Here is a 17,087-nt window from a genome sequence, read left to right as displayed (position 1 = left end):
ATACGGGGGTCGGCCCCATTTAGGAGATAGTCGCAATGCCCAAACCCACTAAGGGTGCCCGCCTCGGCGGTTCGTCCTCCCACCAGAAGGCGATTCTGGCCAACCTGGCCACGTCGCTGTTCGAGCACGGCCGCATCAAGACGACCGAGCCGAAGGCACGGGCGCTGCGTCCGTACGCCGAGAAGCTGATCACCCATGCCAAAAAGGGTGAACTGCACAATCGGCGTGAGGTCATGAAGAAGATCCGTGACAAGGACATCGTGCATGCCTTGTTCGCCGAGATCGGACCGTTCTTCGCCGATCGCGAGGGCGGCTACACCCGCATCATCAAGGTCGAGGCGCGTAAGGGCGACAACGCCCCGATGGCGGTCATCGAGCTGGTGCGGGAGAAGACCGTGACCTCGGAAGCCAACCGCGCTCGCAAGAGCTCGGCTGCCAAGGCCGCTCCGGCACCCGCCGTGGTCGAAGAGGCTCCGGCTGAAGAGCCGATCGCCGAGGCCGAGGACGCCGGAATCGCGGACGCCCAGACCGCCGAGGCTGCCGAAGAGGTCGCCGAGGAGAAGGCCGAAGAATCCGCCGAGGATTCGGACGCTGACAAGTAAAGCTGTGAATACGAACCTGCCCGTCACCGATTCCGGTGGCGGGCAGGTTCGTCTTCGGCTCGATATCGCTTACGACGGAACCGAATTCACCGGTTGGGCGGCGCAGGAGGGGTTCCGCACCGTCGCGGGTGTTCTCGAGGAGTCCTTGTCCACGGTGTTCCGGACGCCGGTGCGGGTGTACGGCGCCGGACGAACCGACACCGGTGTGCACGCCACTGGCCAAGTCGCCCACCTCGACATCCCGGCCGATGCCCTGGTCCACGCCTACCCTCGGTACGCCCGCTCTGGCGAACCCGAATTCCTCCCGCTGGTGCGTCGACTGGCCCGCTTCTTGCCCGAGGATGTCCGGGTGCGTGAGATCGTCCGTGCGCCGGACGGGTTCGATGCCCGATTCTCGGCGCTGCGCCGGCACTACGCGTACCGGCTTTCGCTGGCGCCCTGCGGCGTCGAGCCTCAGCTCGCGCGCTATGTGACACCGTGGGCCAAGCCGCTGGACGTTGACGCCATGGTCGAGGGATCTCGGCACTTGTTGGGGCTGAACGATTTTGCCGCGTTCTGCCGGCATCGGCCCGGTGCGACGACAATTCGCGATCTTCAGTGCCTGGAGTGGGTACGCGAGGACGATCTGGTGACCGCGTACGTCAGCGCGGATGCATTCTGCTGGTCGATGGTGCGCTCGCTGGTCGGCGCGTTGTTGGCGGTGGGAGAGGGGCGGCGCGAACCATCTTGGTGCGCAACGTTGTTGAGTGCGCAGGCGCGCTCCAGTGATTTCGCCGCCGCACCGGCCCGCGGCCTGACGCTGACCGGCGTGGACTATCCGCCCGACGACCAGTTGGCCGCGCGCATCGGTGTCACCCGCGACCTGCGGACGCTACCCAAAACTTAGAGCTTGGTTGCCACGAAATCGGCCGCCTGATTGATCATCCCGGCCTTCTGGTAGGCGGCAGCGAGGTGATCGGGCCAGTTGGCCTCCCAGGTGTCCGGGTCGGCTGGGTTGCAGATCGGATCGGCGCCGTGGCACAGCTCGATAGTTCGGTCCTGGAATGCGGGACTGAAATTCGTGATCGGCCCCAGCCACTGGGTTCCGTTGCCGAACAGGGCAACTGCCGCGATATGGCTGTCGGCGCCGGCGGGCATCGGATTCTTGAAGCCCATGATCGGGATGGGCACTGCCAGCACCATATCGGTGGCCGCCGCGCCGAGCGAGTAACCGCCAAGGACCAGACGGGTATTCGGGCAGTTGGTCATGTTGTAGGCGATGCGGTTACTGATGTCATTGGCGCCGATGTCCACCTGGTTGTCGGCGGGATAGTTCACCGCGTAGACGCCGATGTTCTGGTGCACCCGTGAGCGCAGTGCGCTGACGAAGGCCTGGCCGATGACGCCGGTGCCGGGGGATTCGAGGCGCCCGCGCGCAAAAATGACTTCGATCGCGGGACACGGCGCGGCACTCGCTGTCGGCACCGCATCCGGCAGCGCGAAGGGAGTGACCCACATCGCAAGTGCCGCAACGATTGTGGCGACCGTGCTGGCGGCCGTCTTTGGGATGTGCGTCATTGGAGCCTGTCCGCAGTGAATTGGGCGGCCTGATCGACCAGGCCGGAATCGATGTAGGCGTCCTGCAGATGCGAGGACCAGTTGCCCACGAAGGTGCTGGGATCGATGCCGTTGCAGATGGGGTCGTCTACGTTGCACTGGTCGATCGTCTTGGGGCCGTAGAGCGGGTTATTGGTCGCCGACACCGGCCCGAAGATGCTGCGGGTGCCGTTGCCGAAAACCGCCACCGCCGCGACATGTGGGGCGACCGAAGCGGGCAGCGGGTTGGTGAAGCCGAATTGGGATTCGGTGGCACCCAAAACGACATCGGTCACTGCGGCACCCAGTGAATACCCACCGGGCACCAGCCGGGTGTTCGGGCAGTTGGACGCCAGGTACTGCAGGTGCCTGCTCATGTCGTTGGCGCCCGCCGCGATATCCCAGTCAGCGATGTAGTTGACCCCATAGACCCCGACGCTTCTGGGGGTTTTGGCGCGTAGCGCACCGACGTACGCATCTCCGATCCGGCCGATGCCCGGGGGTTCGAAACGGCCGCGGGCGAAGATCACCTCGACGTCCGGGCAGTCCGCGGCGGTCGCCACCGCCGTCGGCCCGATGGACGCGGCCACGGACAGGATCGCTGCCACACTGCTTAGCACCGCTGTGACGCGCATGCCAGCCATGGTAGACGAGGCTGTGAGGGCGCTGGCAGCAAATAAACGTGGGCTAGAGGATGCCCGCGAGGAACCCGGCGGCCTGCGCGGGCCCGGGACCGGTCTCGTAATCGGTGTGCGCGAACGGATTGCGGCCAGGTGAGCAGATCGGGTCACCGTCATTGCACAGGTCGATGCCCTTACCGGCGTACGCCCCGCCGGCCGAGGTGATCGGGATGCTGAACTTGGTGGACGGGTTCCCGAACACAGCGAGCCCGGCGACCTTGTTGGCCAGGTTCCCCGGCAGCGGCGGGGCGGAGCCGACCTCGCCCACCTTGTTGCCCAACGGCGGTATCCCGACCAGCATGTCGACCACCGCGGCACCCTGCGAGTAACCGCCGAGGACGAAACGCGTCGACGGGCACGCGGCGGCGGTGGCCGCGATGTGGTTGGTGGCGTCGGTGGCGCCGTCGGCGGCGCCGAGGAAGTCGTAGCTGGCCGGGTAGTTCACCGCGTAGGCGCCGACCGTGCGGCCACCGAGCTGGGCCTGCAGGTTGTCAACGAGAGCCTGGCCGACGCGACCGATGCCGGCCGGCTCACTGGTGCCGCGAGCAAATACGACCTCGACGTCGGGGCACCGCTCGGCATCGGCAGCGGGAGCCGCGGTCGTCGGGGTCAGGAGCGCAAGTGTCGCAGTGACGACAGCTGCGGCGGCAACTCCGAAAATACGGGCCGGTGTCATGGCCGGGGTGACCATGGCGTTGAAGACTTCCTTGGTCGCGAGCACAGGCCAATAGTCACATACGGGCCTGACATGCCCAAACCGTCGCGAACCTACAGCAGGCCCGCGACGAACGATGCCGCCTGATTCGCGGACCCGTCACTGCCGTACGCACGGTGGGCCGCGACATCGTCGCCGCTGGTGCAGACTGGGTCACCGACGTTGCACAGATCGATGGACCGGCCGCCGTACACGGTGCTGGTGGTCAGCGGCAGGCCGACCTTGGCGGTCGGGTTACCGAAGACCGCGATCGCTGCGACGTGGTCGGGGACATTGGGCGGCATCGGGTTGTTGAACCCGATCGCGGGGAAGGGGACCGCGGCGATGATGTCGATGACGGCCGCGCCCTGCGAGTAGCCGCCGAGCACCAGTCTGGTGTTGGGGCAATCGTTGACCACGCCCTGGATGAACGCGCTGGCGTCGTTGGCGCCATCGGCGGCGGCCAGGAAGTCATAGCTTGCCGGGTAGTCCACGGCGTATACGCCCAGCGAGCGGTTGCCGATCTTGGGGCGCAGGGCGTTGACGAACGCCTGCCCGACCCGGCCGATGCCCGGCGGCTCGTCGGTGCCCCGGGCGAACACCACCTGGATGTCGTTGCAGGCGGCTGCTGCGGTCGGCAGCGTGGCGGGGCTGACCAGCATGGTCATGCCGGCAAGGACGGCGGCCGCTAAGGCCAGCAGAAAACGCTGCGACGCAGAGGTGGAAGTCACATAGGGATGTTACCGATGGGAGGCGTGTTGAACTCCCGACGTTTGCTCCGCGTGGCGCGTCACGCCCGGGCGGGGCTGGTGGCTTCCTCTAGTGGTCCGGCGTCGGGCCAGGTCGCGGCCGTAACCGCGGCGCTGCGATCGCCCTGGCGGGCCAGGGCCAGCCCGAGCAGGACCACGACGCCGCCGACCGCTTGAGTGACGGTGACCGCCTCGCCAAGCAGGACCCACGCCGCCAGTACCGCGAAGAGCACCTCGCCGAGGCCGACCAGGGACGCGAAGCTCGGCCGCAGCCGCGCCACCCCGCTGATGCCCAGCGTGTAGGCGATCGCGGTGGCCACCACGCCCAGAACCAGCACCGGACCCCACCACGGCACGGTCAGTCCTGCGACGTGGGCGTTATTGGCGGTGAAGGTCAGCGGCATCACGCCGGTCAGGCCCAGCAGTCCGACGGCGATCGCGCCGACCACCAGGCCACCGGCGGCCAGGGTGACCGAGTTCAGGCCGCTGCCGTCGGCGCTCACCTCGTCGGACATCATGAAGTAGCAGGCCGCGCAGATCGCCGCGGCCAGACCCCAGACCACGCCGACCGCGTTGATATGAGCACCGGCAAAAACATTGAGCACCAACATGATTCCGGCCACCGCGAGTGCGACGCCGGCCAGTGTCATGGTGCGCGGACGACACCGGGTGGTGCCCCAGATCCAGCCGACGACCAGGATCGGTGCGGTGTATTCGAGCAATAGCGCGACGCCGATCGACAGATGTGAGACGGCGTTGTAGTAGCAGAGCTGCGCGCCGGCGATGGGGACGAGCCCGTAGGCGATCACCGTGCGGGCGTGGGCGCGGGCTTCGCGAACCCAGTCGGGCTTGACGATGGTGGCGAACACCGCCATCACCAGTGCGCCGCCGGCCAGCCGCGCGGTGACGGCGGCGGTCGGGGACCAGCCGGCCTCCATCAGCGACTTGGCGAACGGGCCCGACATCCCGAACGTGAAGGCCGACCCGACGGCGAACAGCAGACCAAGGCGAAAGTGGTCTTGGCTACGAACGGTCGTCGACATGGGGGCACCTCGTGTGTAATGAGTAAAATGAAGATTGGTCATGACACTAGGTCCCGAGGGGGTCATGAGTCAAATGCTTTTCGTTCATGACACGGAGCTCACGTTGCGGGCTGCGTGTGCACTGGTCAACAGTGATCGCGTCGACGGTGAACAGCTGGCCGACCAGCCTGCTCTGGACGCCTACCTGAACAGCTACGGCTGGACGGGGCGCCGCGATCACGATGACGCCGAAGTGGCGGCCGTGCACGCGCTGCGCGGGCGGCTGGGCCGCATCTGGGCCGCCGCCGAGGACGAGGCCCGCGTCGTCGGGCAGATCAACGCGCTGCTGTCTGACACGCGCGCGTCACCCTGGCTGACCCGTCACCCTGAGATGCCCGAGTGGCACCTGCACTTGGCGTCCATCCACGATCCGCTGGCTCAGCGGATGGGCGCCGAGATGGCGATGTCGCTGGCCGATCTGGTGCGCGCCGGCGAGCTGCGCAGGCTCAAGATCTGCGCGGCCGCGGACTGTGGTGCGGTGCTCATCGATCTGTCGCGCAATCGTTCGCGGATGTTCTGCGACACCGGAAATTGCGGTAATCGTCAGCACGTCGCCGCTTATCGGGAGCGCCGCTCGAAAGAGGGGTAGCGTTTCGGGGCATGCGCGCACGGGGGCGTGACATCGACATCATGGTCTTCGGAGCCACTGGCTATGGTGTCGGGCTCGCCGACAGGGTGAGATCCTTACCGCTTGCCGCGCTGAGGAATTCGGCGAAATCTAACGCGAAGGCGTTCTCGTAGCGTCCGGGCACGAGCGAGCTCGGGCCAGTCCTCGTCGGCGCCGATCTTGCTCAACGCCTCCTCCAACGCGGTCCGCGCTGGTTCGCCCACGAGCGTGAAAGTGTCAGCAGCGTAGCGTAATTCGAACACCACCGCCCGCTGTTCACGGGACACCTCGATAGCGTTCTGCAGCCCGGCGTACCGTGCTTCGGGATCGTGGTAGGTGTGCGCAAGGGCCCGCAGTAGCTCGGCCTTGTTGGTGGCAACGCCGGTGTCCTCGACCATCGCCAAGGCGTCTGTCGCGCATTGCCTGGTCGCCCTGGATGAACCGGACGAATCCGAGCTCGGCATACAAGCCCGAAATGCGGTCGCTCGGTGTACCAGGTCTGAGTGATCTGAGGCACGCGGTGTCGGCGTCACGGTCCAGGTTGCCACGAAGGCCAAACCCGGGATATGTCGCGGCACCGTGCTGGTCGAGGATCGTCCGGAGTTGTGGCTGCCGGTGACGGCGATGCCCAACAGGGCCCGGACCTGGACTTCCTGCGCTCCCTGGTGCCGTATGTGTGGGAACCGTCGCGGTAGCCGCCATCGGTCGAGAGCTACGGCTGTTGATGAGCGGAATCGCTTGGTCGCCAATTGATCTAGCGTCACGGGATGGCTGGTCACCCGTCGCTTCGAGCTCAGCTGAGTGCACAGCGGTTCTGGCAGCGGCGGCTGGAATATGCGGTCTTGCGCCGGCCGGTACCGCTTCGGCATGACCCTCTGCGCGCGCAGAACCTCTCGCTGCTGGCAGGCTGCGCCGTGGCGATCGGGATGCTGGCTCTCGACGCGATCCTCGGCTCATCGCGGCCCGCAGTGATACCCGACGCCACCGCCCTGGTGATGTCGCGGCAGTCCGGTGCGCTGTACGTTCGCGTCGATGGCCGGCTGCGCCCGGTGGCGAACCTTGCCTCGGCTCACCTGATCCTGGGATCGCCGGCGACACCGGACGTGCTTGACGAAGCCGCACTGGCGAGTCTGCCCGATGGTCCGATGATGGGCATTCCCGGGGCGCCGAGGACGTTGGCGACGACGGCGGCGTCCTCGGACCTGCGGTGGGCGGTCTGCGACGGGTCGGGCGGGCGGACCGCCGTGGCCGTCGGCGACGGCTCGGCGCCCGCCGCACTCGACCCGCAGGCCGCCGCCGTCGTCAGCGTGACTGGTGGGGACGGGGCCGTCTACCTCCTCTACGACGGTAAGCGCGCGATGATCGACCCCGGTGATCCCGCCACGGCACGGGCGTTGAACCTGGACGGCAGCGGTGCGGTGCGGCGAATCTCTGCGACCGTTCTCAATGCGATTCCCGAAGTGCCGGCAATCGGTCCGCCCCGCATCGAAGGGAGGGGACAACCATCGGGAGTTGCCGGTTTCCGGGTCGGGACAGTCGTACGGGTCGCCCGAACCGAGGCGTCCGAGTACTACGTCGTGCTTACCGACGGCCTTCAGCGGGTCGGCCGGCTGACGGTAGACCTGCTCCGATTCGCTGATCCCGATGCTGCCGGCGGGATACGCGACGTGCCCCCAGAGCTGATCACGCGGAGCCCACTCGTCGACGTCCTGCCGGTGGCGACGTACCCAGCCGAGCCACCGGCGTTTCTCGCAGCGGGCGAAGAGATTTGTGCGACCTGGCAATCCGGCCGCAGTGGCATTGCCGTTGGTCCGTCAGCTGGGGACAGTCAGGAGGCGCTCACCCCGGCCGGATCCGACGGCGACGGGCCCGGCATTGACAGCGTGCGGCTGCCCCCTGGGCGCACCCTGGACGTCATCGATCCCAGCACGGGAACCCGGTTCGTCGTCACCGACGCCGGAGTGCGCTTCCCCGTGCACGATTCGGCAGCCGCAGCCGCGTTGGGCTTGACCGGGACGCCGACAGCCGCGCCCTGGCCGATCCTCCGTGCGCTGCCCGCAGGCCCCGAACTCGCACGAGAGGCCGCGTTAGTCCGCCGGGACATCCTCGGGCCGGCGCCGTAACCGCACCGAGGCGGCCGCGATCAATCCGGCCACGCACAGCGCCGCGCTCGTCGCGGCAATCCCGTGGGGACGGTCCCGGACAGGATCGGCCGGCACGGCTGGCCCGCGTGGCTGCGGCTCGAGAGGGGACGGTGACACGGTGTGGTCGCTCAAGGCTGCGAGCGGATCGACGACACCAGCGCCGACCGCAGTATTCCATCCGCCGGCGGGGTGGTGTGCGGAGGTCTCGATGCGGGCCATCACCTGCCGCGCCGACAGCCGTGGAAACCTGGCGCGGATCAGGGCCGCGAGGCCGCTCACCAAGGGTGCGGCGTAGCTGGTCCCCGCTATCGACGCCGTGCCGATCGGGGTCGGCATCGTGTCGATGACACCGTCGCCGTCGGGATCAAGGGAGACGACGTGTTCACCGGGCGCCGCGGCGTCGACCCATGGGCCATGAAGGCTGAACTCCGAGGGCGCACCGGCCGAGTCGATCGAGGCGACGGTCAGCACGTAGTCGTCGTACCAGGCTGGGCTGGCGATCACGGTGGGCTGTGTGGCGGTGTTCTGACGGGGGCACTGACCGTCCCCGCCGACATTGCCGGCCGCGGCCACCACGACGGCGTCCTTCACGTCGACCGCGTAGGACAGCGCGGCTCCCAGCGTGCGGTCGTCCAGTGTCGTTTCCGCGCAGGCAATCGAGGAGATGTTGATCACCGAAGCGCCCATATCGGCGGCGGTACGTACTGCCATGGCCAGGGTCGCGACATCGCCGAAGCCGCGGCTGGACGGATCGGCCAACGGCCCGAATTTGTTGCTGGACTGCCGGATTGCGATCAATGCCGCCTCGGGTGCTATTCCCGTGAAGCCAGTGGTATCGGTCGGGTCCGGAGCCGCGGCGATGATACCGGCGACGATGGTTCCGTGCCCGTCGCAGTCCCGGGTGCCCTCGCCGGCGGAGACGTAGTCACCACCGGCGATCACGTTGGACAATCGGCGGTGCGCCGCGATCCCGGTGTCGATCACCGCCACCCGCTGTCCCGCGCCGCGGGTGAGCCGCCAGATCGCCGGCATATCGAAACCTGCCAATTGTGTTGCCGATAATGCGGTTTGGCTGCCCACCGGCACTGCGCACACCTCACGCTGTTCGGTCGGCTGGGGCGGGGCAGGGGGCGCCGGCGGCGGCAGCAGCGAGTTGTCGATCGCCGGCGGGGTAACCGCGAACGCCGGTGGTGCCCAGTGTGGCGACGCGAGCAGCACCACCGCGGCCACTGTCGCCAGCCGTAGGCCGACGTTCGTCATGGGTGTCCGATCCCCGGCAGTGTCGCGAATACCCCAGCCGCACCGGCCGCGGTCGGAACGACCGCCGCGCCGACCGCCAGATCAAGGATTGCGATCGCGCGCCGCGCCGCCGGCGATAATCGCCACCGCGTGCCTCGCCCGAACCAGACCGCCGCGATCCCCACCGCCATCAGGGCGCCGCACAGCCAGGGCGTGCTGGCCGGCGTCGTCGCTGCGCACAAGAGGATCAACGATGTCATCACCACGCCGGCGGAAAGAAGCAGTGCAACAACGTGATACGGGTCAGTGCGGCGGCGAGTATTGAGCAGTAACGCAGCCCCGACGACGATGAGCAAACCCGCTGCGGCGATGGGCCGGGCTGCCGTCGCCGCGGTGATCACAACGCCCAGCGCCGCGCCCGCGGCTGCGGTCACGGTGAGCACTGTCAGTCGATGATGAGCGGTGCGCGTCGTTGCGTCGAGCTCGGAAGCGGACAGGCCCGGCGTCGACAATCCGGTACTTCGGACAGACAGCCGGGTAGACAGCGCCAGGATGGTCAGGGACGCCGTTGCCAGCATCGGGCCTGCCGCCGTCAGTGCCCACCAGCCGGCCACCGCCCCGACCGTCGCTGCGGCGGTCGCCATCGTCGTGGCGCCGAGCGGAAGGAAAACCGAAGGTGCACAATCCAATATGCGCCACATCAACAGTGCGGTAGCGGAGCACGCCGACATCGCCAGCAGAAAGCCCGCAATCCCGGGGTGGCCCGGTGACGCCAGCGTCGCGGTCAGACCGGCGAAGACGGCGGCCAGCACGCCGAGTGTTGCGCACTGAATCCGATCCTGGCGCACCGCGACCGCACCGGCCACCGCCAGTAGCGCCGCTGTTGCGCCGATCGCGATATGGCGGGTGGCACCAGGGCCGAGCGTCGGGCACCCGAGCACGGCCAGAAGCTGCGCCGCCGCCCAGCACAGCACGATCGACCGCGCCACGCGACCGGCAGCCGGCCACGGCGGGCGCGTCAGGTCCGCCACCGCGTCGGTGACGGCGGTGCTCACGTCGAACCGGGGCGGCGGCATCGGTCGGGCCGCCGCCGACGTCAGGATCAGGAGATCGCCGTCGGTAATCGCGCCGTGCGCCAGTGTCTCCGCGGTGTCGAGCACTTCCCCGCCCACTCGGGTCAGGCACGGTTCGCCGGCGAAGCCACCCCCGCCGACGAGGTCCAGCAGTGCGGGCATCAGCTCCGCGATCGGAACATGAGCGGGCAACGTGACGTCGACCTCGTGGTCGCTGGTGCAGATCGAGACACGGCACATCTCATCGGTGGCTGTCATGACAGCGGACGCTAACGAGCCCGCGGGGCCGCCGAACTCCGTTGTCCACAGGTGAATTGCCGGGCGGGGGAACCAGTGCCTACCGTGCCTGCATGAATCGGCCCGCCCGGCTGGCACCGCAATTCGCGACTGACGATGTGGTCATCGAGATGCTGCCGTGCACCCCGTCGCCCGGCGGGCTGTCGCGACTCGGCCCGGTGCTGAGTCTGGGTGCCGTGGTGGGTGTCGGCGCGTGGGTGTGGGGGTCGGGGATGGTCGCGCGCGGCCCGTCCGCTGTGCTGTTGCCGGCCATGATGCTCGTGTCGGCGCTTGCGATGGCAATGCACGCGGGCTCTCGGCGGTCTGGGGGCAGCCTGGACCAGCAACGCAGGCGATATCTAGAGGGTTTGGTGCGGCACTCTGCGCAGCTATGCGATGCCGCGCAACGGCAGCGTGAGTCGCTGGTGTGGGTACATCCGGAACCGTTGTCGCTGTGGACGCTGATCGGCGGGCAGCGCATGTGGGAACGCGGGCGCGAGGATTCGGATTTCTGCCACATCCGGGTGGGGCTTGGCCGCCAGCGGCTGGCGCGCCGCATCGTGGTCCCGCCGGTCGGCCCCGTCGACGAGTTGGACCCGGTCACCGCGGATGCGTTGCGGAGCTTCGTGCGCTGCCACGCCGCTCTCGATGACGTGCCCATCGCCGTCGCTCTGGCTGGGGTGGGGGTGCTCGTGGTCGACGGTGATCTCACGGGCGCGCGCGCCCTGATCCGTGCGATGGTGTGTCAGCTGGCGGTGTTGCATGGTCCCGATAGCGTCATGGTGGCCGCGGTGGTCGGACCGGGCCGCCGGTGGCACTGGGATTGGCTGAAATGGTTGCCGCACAATGTGTGTCCCGACCGGGGCGGACCCATGGTGTACGAATCAGTCGACGGTGTCCAGGTCCAGCGGCACCATCTCGTGGTGATCGTCGACGGGCCTGACCGTCGTGGCTTGGCCCGTGAGGGTGTGACTGTCATCGTCGTGGGCGCCGCCGGCGATGATGATGCGGGTGCCCTGTGCCTGCACCTTGACGGCGATCGGCTCGCACTGCGCAGCGGTGAATGCATCGAGGAGTTCGCGACCGCCGACGGTGTGACGAGCGCCCAGGCGCGGATCTGTGCACGCCGTCTGGCGCGGTATCGCAGCCCCGACCCCGTGCGCGACGACCTGCAACGCTGGGTTACCGCACTGGACATGAACGATCCCGCTCCGCTACGGGTTGCGCTCGGCACCGCGATGAACGGTGAACTTGTCCACCTCGATATCAAGGAGGCGGCCGACGCCGGGCACGGTCCACACGGACTGTGCGTCGGGGCGACGGGGTCTGGCAAGTCAGAACTACTGCGCACGATTGTCGCCGGCATGATCGCCCGCCATCCGCCCGACGATCTCAACCTGGTGCTCATCGACTTCAAGGGCGGCGCGACTTTCCTTGGTCTGGATGGCCTGCCGCACGTCGCCGCGGTCATCACCAACCTCACTGACGAGGCGCACCTGGTGGCACGGGCTAAAGAGGCGCTCAGTGGTGAGATTCACCGTCGCCAAACGCTGTTACGCCACGCCGGCAATGCCGTCAATCTCGCTGCTTATCAACGCCATCGAGGATTCGACACCGCGCTGCCGGCGCTGCCGACGCTGTTCCTCGTGGTCGACGAGTTCGCTGAACTGGTCACTCACCAGCCGGACTTCACGGAGTTGTTCACCATGATCGGCCGAGTAGGTCGGTCGCTGGGCGTGCATCTGCTCCTGGCCAGCCAGCGTCTGGACGAGGGACGGCTGCGCGGCCTCGAATCGCACCTGTCCTAGCGCATCTGCCTGAAGACGTCGACGGCCGCGGAGTCCCGCGCGGTACTTGGCGTCGCCGACGCTGCCGAACTCCCCAACACCCCGGGCGCGGCATTTCTCCGGACCGGCGACGGTCGTCTGGTCCGCTTCCAGGCCACCTACCTGGGAGCTCAGGCGCCCAGACAGAACGCCCCCGGGTTGTCGAATCGTGCTGTGCGACTGTTCACCTCGGTACCCACCAGACCCGTGATCGCCGATCACGGGTCCGGCCCTACGGCGTGGGACGTGATCGTCGAATCGCGCCGGGGCGGTGGCACCTCGGCTCATCGCGTGTGGTTGCCGCCACTGACGCAGTCTCCGCGCCTCGCCGAACTGGACGTCGATGGGGGAGAACTGACCGCAGCGATCGGTCTGGTGGATCTGCCGTTTGAGCAGCGCCGCGCCCCATACGTCGTCGATCTCGGCGGCGCGGGTGGCAACGTCGCGGTGGCGGGGGCGCCGCAGAGCGGGAAGTCGACCGCGTTGCGCACCATGATCACCGCACTCGCCGCGCGTCACGATCCGCGGCGAATCCAGTTTTATTGCCTGGACTTTGGCGGCGGCACACTTGAGGGGCTGCGGCTGTTGCCGCACGTGGGAGCGGTGGCCTGCCGCCGGGAAAGGGAACTGGTACGGCGGGTTGTCAGCCACATCGGGTCGATCCTGTCCGGCCGCGAATCCCGTCGTGATGCTGACGGATACGGTGACGTTTTCCTGGTCGTGGACGGCTGGCCGGTGCTGCGCGAGGAGTTCCCGGATCTTGAGGCGACGATCACCAGCCACGCTGCCCGGGGCTTGTCGTTCGGTATCCATCTGATCCTCACCGCGGCACGGTGGGCCGATATCCGGCCGGGTCTCAAAGATCAGATCGGGACCAGAATCGAACTGCGACTAGGTGATCCGATCGATTCCGAGACGGACCGTAAGCAGGCCGCGCTGGTCCCTATCGATCGGCCCGGGCGCGGTATCACCCGAGCGGGTCAGCACTTCGTGGTGGCGACACCGGACGGCGTCGACGTCGATCGTGGCGGATCGTGGCAGGCCCCACCCGTTCGGTTGTTGCCCCTCCTGGTCGAGTATTCCGCGGTCCTTGATTGTGCTGCCGATCAGGGCCGGGTGCTGCTCGGTATCGGCGAAAACCGTCTGGAACCGGTAGCTGTCGACTTCGGTTGGCAGCAGCACGTGCTGATTCTCGGCGACTCGGGCTGCGGGAAGACTGCGGCACTGCGAATGCTGTGCGCCGAGATCGCGCGAGGGGCGATGACGCGGCCGGCATCGGTGTTCGTCGTCGACTACCGTCGTGGCCTTCTCGGCGTCGCTGAATCGGGCCACGTAGTGGGTTATGCGTTCTCGCCAAGCAGCCTCGCTGATCGGCTACCCGGGTTGATTGCGTTATTGCAGCGCCGATTACCAGCGGCGGAGACCTCGATGGAACAGCTCAAGTCCCGGTCGTGGTGGTCCGGGCCGGAGGTTTTCGTCGTGGTCGACGATTACGACGTCGTCTCGGCCACCTCGCCGGATGCGCTGAGCGCGCTGCTAGCGCTGCTGCCGCATGCGATGGATATCGGGCTGCACCTCATGGTGGCCCGTCGGTGCGCGGGGTCCGCGCGGGCGATGTTCGAACCGCTTCTTGCGCAGTTGCGTGACAGCGGCTGTGTCGGTCTGCTGATGAGTGGAAGTCCTGATGAGGGCACTCTTATCGGCCACCACCGTGCAGCCGACCAACCGCCCGGGCGCGGGGTGTTGGTGACGCGTTCAGCGGCTGAGCTCGTCCAGGTCAGCTGGTGCCCGCCGTGATCAGCACCGTCCTGGAGATCGGCCCAGCCGCGGTGCTCCCGCTGCCAACGTCGATCTCGACAGCGCTGGTCGACGCGGCATTGGCCGGTATCGACGACACCACGGTGCTGCTGCAGGAGCGGCCGGTTGCCGTGTCTGACTTGTGGCAGAGCGTGATCGCGGCGAGCGTCGAGCCAGACTGTGAATCCCTGACCGTCGTGCATCCCTCGTGGTGGGCGCCGCATCGGGTGCAGCGGGTTGTTGCCGCGGGGGCGACCGTCGCCAACGAAGTTCACCCGCTGTCTCGGTCGGCAGCGCTAGGGGTCAGGGTCCCGGCCGTCGTTGTCGAGATCGCTGACGAGGTCGTGGCCATCAGCCCGCCAGCCGGTCCGCCGGTGGTGGTGGCTCGTCCCGACGATCCCGGTGAGGTAGCTCAGGACATCGAGATCGAACACGGCACCGGGGTTCTCATCGACGCACCCCCACGTGTTGCGGGCGCGGCCGATTATGCCCGCGCATTACAGGGTGCGCTGCGCCGGCGCGGCGCGGTGGTCCGGCTGGCCGATATCGGTGATGAGTGGCCAGCGCACCCCAACGTCGAACCCCGACCCGAAGTGGCGCCGCGGCGTCGACGGGCTCCGGTGCTGGCTGCAACATCGATGGCGCTGGCATTCTGCGCCATTGGCGTCGTCGCCAGCCGGACGCCGACTCCCGCACCGGCTCTCGATGCGGTCGACATCGTCGAAGGGCGTGTCACTCTGCGGATCCCGGCCCACTGGAGACTGACCCGGATCACCGCGGGGCCTGGGTCACGGCGCATCCAGGCCAGCTCGCCGACTGATTCGAGCGTCGCGCTACATATGACTCAATCCTATTCTCCTGGAGAGACATTGAGTAGAGTGGCCCAGGTGCTGCGGCAGGCCGTCGATGAGCAGCCCGACAGTGTGTTCGTCGACTTCAATCCCGCCGATCGCCGCGGTGGGCGCCCCGCCATCACCTACCGTGAGGTCCGGATCGGCCGGGATATCCGCTGGGCGGTGGTACTCGACGGCTCGACGCGTATCAGCATCGGTTGCCAGAGTGCTCCCGGTCGCGACGCTAGCGTTGCGCCGGTGTGCGACAGGGCGATCGAATCCGCTCGCGAATTGGTGGGAACCAACACGGGCTCGTGAACGTCGAATCAATTGTCCGCGTGTATAACTCAACTGAAAGGATGGACCGTGACCACTCTGAGTGCCGACTTCGATCTCATGCGCACCGCTGCCGCGGCCGCCGATAACCGCAACGATGAGATCCGGGTTCTGCTGCAGGGCTTCATTACCCGGATGGAATCGGTGCCGCCGACAGTGTGGGGCGGCCTGGCGGCCGCCAGGTTCAAGACCGTTGTCGCGCACTGGAACAACGAGTCCACCAGGCTGTCCAATGCGCTGGCCGGGATCGCTGACACGATCCGCAACAACGAATACGAATTGCGCGAGGCTGCGCAGCTGCATGCGCAGCGCATCGTTGCCGCGACCGCAGATCTCTAGCCAAGGAGCCCGAGTATGGATCCCGTCCTTTCCTACAATTTCGCCGAGATCGACGCCGCGGTGCTCGCCGATATCCAGGGCACGTCGGCCCGGCTCGGTGCCGCGCTCGACGACCTCAGTCGGCAGATCGCGCCGCTGCGGGAGGTGTGGACGGCCGATGCCGCGGCTGCCTACCAAGCCGAGCAGGCGAGTTGGCAACACGCCGCGTCTGCGTTGCGCGACATCCTTGTGCGCCTCGGCGCTGCGGTGCGCGACGGAGCGGCCGACGTTGCCGACGCCGATCGTCGCGCTGCCGGAATGTGGGGCTGATCGCCCACCGAACTCTGTGCGGCCCCTGCGGAGGAGAGCCGTGGGGCCGCACAGTCAGCCAGCCCCGGCGTCATGGCAACCCCCACCATGACGCCGGGGCGGTCGAGACGATGGTCGCGCGAGGAGTTGATCGCCGATGGGCACATTCAGAACACCGCGAACCGGCGCCGCTGGCCCGACTGCTCAGCCGCGAAGCTCTGGTCAAGCTGGAAACGTCGGGGGGTGTGTCACACCGATCTGCATGCAGACGCAGTGCATGGCGTCGGATCGAGCGGGCAACGGCGTTTTGACCTGCCCGTATCGTCGCAGGTAAGCTGCCACATCGGCGTGCGGTACGTCGCGGTTTCACACCGCGGGGTAAGCCGGGTTCTCGGGTCAGTGTTGGTCGCCGAGGAGCAATCCCCACCGTCGCGTCCCGATCGACACCCGGGTCACACCGGGACAAACCCGAGAAGAAAAGAAGGTAGTGCTGTGCCTACGTACACGCCGAAGGCAGGTGACACCACACGTTCGTGGTACGTCATCGACGCCACCGACGTGGTGCTCGGCCGGCTCGCCGTTGAAGCAGCAAAGCTGCTGCGCGGCAAGCACAAGCCGACATTCACGCCCAATGTCGACGGTGGCGATTTCGTCATCGTCATCAACGCTGACAAGGTCGCTATCAGCGGCGACAAGCTCAGCAAGAAGTTCCTCTACCGCCACTCTGGTTTCCCCGGTGGTCTGCGCGCCCGCGCGCTCGGTGACGAGCTGGCCAAGCACGCCGATCGCGTCGTCGAGAACGCCATCGTCGGGATGCTGCCGCACAACAAGCTGAGCCGCCAGGTGCAGAAGAAGCTCAAGGTCTACGCAGGCCCTGATCATCCGCACACCGCGCAGCAGCCGATTCCGTTCGAGATCAAGCAGGTGGCCCAGTGAGCGAAACGACA

At 67.5% G+C, this 17,087-nt stretch carries 16 protein-coding genes and 1 pseudogene; 9 read left to right on the top strand and 8 right to left on the bottom strand.

The genetic code is table 11. The annotated features are described in order from the left end of the window. Positions 1-35: 35 nt before the first annotated feature. Both rplQ and truA read left to right on the top strand, forming a co-directional pair. Positions 36-602: a 50S ribosomal protein L17 gene (rplQ, locus tag G6N13_RS03135; protein ID WP_163694768.1), complete on the top strand. Its 567-nt coding sequence runs from the start codon at positions 36-38 to the stop codon at positions 600-602. Further along, positions 583-1,488, top strand: a complete 906-nt coding sequence (gene truA / locus G6N13_RS03130) for a tRNA pseudouridine(38-40) synthase TruA (protein ID WP_407663902.1) — start codon at positions 583-585, stop codon at positions 1,486-1,488. The genes rplQ and truA overlap by 20 nt, the downstream gene beginning before the upstream one ends. Here the strand turns inward: truA and G6N13_RS03125 are convergent. From G6N13_RS03125 to G6N13_RS03105, 5 genes are all read right to left on the bottom strand, one after another. Next, positions 1,485-2,099 carry a cutinase family protein gene (locus tag G6N13_RS03125; protein ID WP_235678025.1) on the bottom strand — a complete coding sequence of 205 codons (615 nt, stop codon included), beginning with the start codon at positions 2,097-2,099 and terminating at the stop codon, positions 1,485-1,487. The two genes, truA and G6N13_RS03125, sit on opposite strands and share 4 nt — an antisense overlap. Positions 2,100-2,155: 56 nt before the next feature. Continuing rightward, positions 2,156-2,812, bottom strand: a complete 657-nt coding sequence (locus G6N13_RS03120; RefSeq protein WP_163694766.1) for a cutinase family protein — start codon at positions 2,810-2,812, stop codon at positions 2,156-2,158. 52 nt (positions 2,813-2,864) lie between these two features. After that, on the bottom strand, positions 2,865-3,533 hold the full coding sequence (locus tag G6N13_RS03115; RefSeq protein ID WP_163701630.1) for a cutinase family protein: 669 nt from the start codon (positions 3,531-3,533) through the stop codon (positions 2,865-2,867). Positions 3,534-3,625: 92 nt separating this feature from the next. Next, positions 3,626-4,219 carry a cutinase family protein gene (locus G6N13_RS03110; RefSeq protein WP_163701627.1) on the bottom strand — a complete coding sequence of 198 codons (594 nt, stop codon included), beginning with the start codon at positions 4,217-4,219 and terminating at the stop codon, positions 3,626-3,628. A gap of 122 nt (positions 4,220-4,341) precedes the next feature. After that, positions 4,342-5,343 (bottom strand): EamA family transporter, encoded by a 1,002-nt coding sequence (locus tag G6N13_RS03105; RefSeq protein ID WP_163694765.1) that lies wholly within the window; start codon positions 5,341-5,343, stop codon positions 4,342-4,344. Between the two features lie 73 nt (positions 5,344-5,416). Here G6N13_RS03105 and G6N13_RS03100 point away from each other — a divergent pair, with 73 nt between their 5' ends. Beyond that, the gene (locus G6N13_RS03100; RefSeq protein ID WP_163701624.1) at positions 5,417-5,971 is read left to right on the top strand and encodes a CGNR zinc finger domain-containing protein; all 555 of its coding nucleotides are present in this window, start codon (positions 5,417-5,419) and stop codon (positions 5,969-5,971) included. A gap of 95 nt (positions 5,972-6,066) precedes the next feature. On the opposite strand, the gene G6N13_RS03095 is transcribed toward G6N13_RS03100, so the two are convergent. Next, positions 6,067-6,387 carry a hypothetical protein gene (locus G6N13_RS03095; protein WP_163694764.1) on the bottom strand — a complete coding sequence of 107 codons (321 nt, stop codon included), beginning with the start codon at positions 6,385-6,387 and terminating at the stop codon, positions 6,067-6,069. Positions 6,388-6,756: 369 nt separating this feature from the next. Here G6N13_RS03095 and eccB point away from each other — a divergent pair, with 369 nt between their 5' ends. Beyond that, a complete protein-coding gene (eccB, locus tag G6N13_RS03090) occupies positions 6,757-8,112 on the top strand; it encodes a type VII secretion protein EccB (RefSeq protein ID WP_163694763.1) in 1,356 nt (451 codons plus the stop codon). On the opposite strand, the gene mycP is transcribed toward eccB, so the two are convergent. Beyond that, positions 8,077-9,393 (bottom strand): type VII secretion-associated serine protease mycosin, encoded by a 1,317-nt coding sequence (gene mycP / locus G6N13_RS03085; RefSeq protein WP_163694762.1) that lies wholly within the window; start codon positions 9,391-9,393, stop codon positions 8,077-8,079. The two genes, eccB and mycP, sit on opposite strands and share 36 nt — an antisense overlap. Continuing rightward, positions 9,390-10,703 (bottom strand): type VII secretion integral membrane protein EccD, encoded by a 1,314-nt coding sequence (eccD, locus tag G6N13_RS03080; RefSeq protein ID WP_163694761.1) that lies wholly within the window; start codon positions 10,701-10,703, stop codon positions 9,390-9,392. The genes mycP and eccD overlap by 4 nt, the downstream gene beginning before the upstream one ends. Positions 10,704-10,795: 92 nt before the next feature. On the opposite strand from eccD, the pseudogene eccCb reads away from it, so the two are divergent. The 5 genes and pseudogenes from eccCb (at position 10,796) to rplM (ending at position 17,076) form a co-directional block, all read left to right on the top strand. After that, positions 10,796-14,344: pseudogene (gene eccCb, locus G6N13_RS26055) on the top strand (type VII secretion protein EccCb). Beyond that, entirely contained in the window at positions 14,332-15,495 is a 1,164-nt protein-coding gene (locus G6N13_RS03070; RefSeq protein WP_163694760.1) for a type VII secretion-associated protein, read from the top strand. Before eccCb ends, G6N13_RS03070 begins: the two are co-directional and overlap by 13 nt. A gap of 78 nt (positions 15,496-15,573) precedes the next feature. After that, positions 15,574-15,852 carry a WXG100 family type VII secretion target gene (locus G6N13_RS03065; RefSeq protein ID WP_235678024.1) on the top strand — a complete coding sequence of 93 codons (279 nt, stop codon included), beginning with the start codon at positions 15,574-15,576 and terminating at the stop codon, positions 15,850-15,852. 15 nt (positions 15,853-15,867) lie between these two features. Further along, positions 15,868-16,161: a WXG100 family type VII secretion target gene (locus G6N13_RS03060; protein WP_163694758.1), complete on the top strand. Its 294-nt coding sequence runs from the start codon at positions 15,868-15,870 to the stop codon at positions 16,159-16,161. Positions 16,162-16,632: 471 nt separating this feature from the next. Then, positions 16,633-17,076: a 50S ribosomal protein L13 gene (gene rplM, locus G6N13_RS03055; RefSeq protein ID WP_163694757.1), complete on the top strand. Its 444-nt coding sequence runs from the start codon at positions 16,633-16,635 to the stop codon at positions 17,074-17,076. The last annotated feature ends 11 nt before the right edge of the window (positions 17,077-17,087 follow it).

Source organism: Mycolicibacterium sarraceniae (genome assembly GCF_010731875.1).
GTDB lineage: Bacteria > Actinomycetota > Actinomycetes > Mycobacteriales > Mycobacteriaceae > Mycobacterium > Mycobacterium sarraceniae.
Note: the sequence above shows the minus strand (reverse complement) of the source record. Positions and strands in the feature narration are given on the sequence as shown.

Excerpts from the sequence above, each read along its gene's own strand:
- rplQ (WP_163694768.1), top strand. The coding sequence starts at position 36 with ATGCCCAAACCCACTAAGGGTGCCCGCCTCGGCGGTTCGTCCTCCCAC.
- G6N13_RS03125 (WP_235678025.1), bottom strand. The coding sequence starts at position 2,099 with ATGTGGGTCACTCCCTTCGCGCTGCCGGATGCGGTGCCGACAGCGAGT.
- G6N13_RS03120 (WP_163694766.1), bottom strand. The coding sequence starts at position 2,812 with ATGCGCGTCACAGCGGTGCTAAGCAGTGTGGCAGCGATCCTGTCCGTG.
- G6N13_RS03115 (WP_163701630.1), bottom strand. The coding sequence starts at position 3,533 with ATGACACCGGCCCGTATTTTCGGAGTTGCCGCCGCAGCTGTCGTCACT.
- G6N13_RS03110 (WP_163701627.1), bottom strand. The coding sequence starts at position 4,219 with ATGACCATGCTGGTCAGCCCCGCCACGCTGCCGACCGCAGCAGCCGCC.
- G6N13_RS03105 (WP_163694765.1), bottom strand. The coding sequence starts at position 5,343 with ATGTCGACGACCGTTCGTAGCCAAGACCACTTTCGCCTTGGTCTGCTG.
- G6N13_RS03100 (WP_163701624.1), top strand. The coding sequence starts at position 5,417 with ATGCTTTTCGTTCATGACACGGAGCTCACGTTGCGGGCTGCGTGTGCA.
- G6N13_RS03095 (WP_163694764.1), bottom strand. The coding sequence starts at position 6,387 with ATGGTCGAGGACACCGGCGTTGCCACCAACAAGGCCGAGCTACTGCGG.
- eccB (WP_163694763.1), top strand. The coding sequence starts at position 6,757 with ATGGCTGGTCACCCGTCGCTTCGAGCTCAGCTGAGTGCACAGCGGTTC.
- mycP (WP_163694762.1), bottom strand. The coding sequence starts at position 9,393 with ATGACGAACGTCGGCCTACGGCTGGCGACAGTGGCCGCGGTGGTGCTG.
- eccD (WP_163694761.1), bottom strand. The coding sequence starts at position 10,703 with ATGACAGCCACCGATGAGATGTGCCGTGTCTCGATCTGCACCAGCGAC.
- G6N13_RS03065 (WP_235678024.1), top strand. The coding sequence starts at position 15,574 with ATGCGCACCGCTGCCGCGGCCGCCGATAACCGCAACGATGAGATCCGG.
- G6N13_RS03060 (WP_163694758.1), top strand. The coding sequence starts at position 15,868 with ATGGATCCCGTCCTTTCCTACAATTTCGCCGAGATCGACGCCGCGGTG.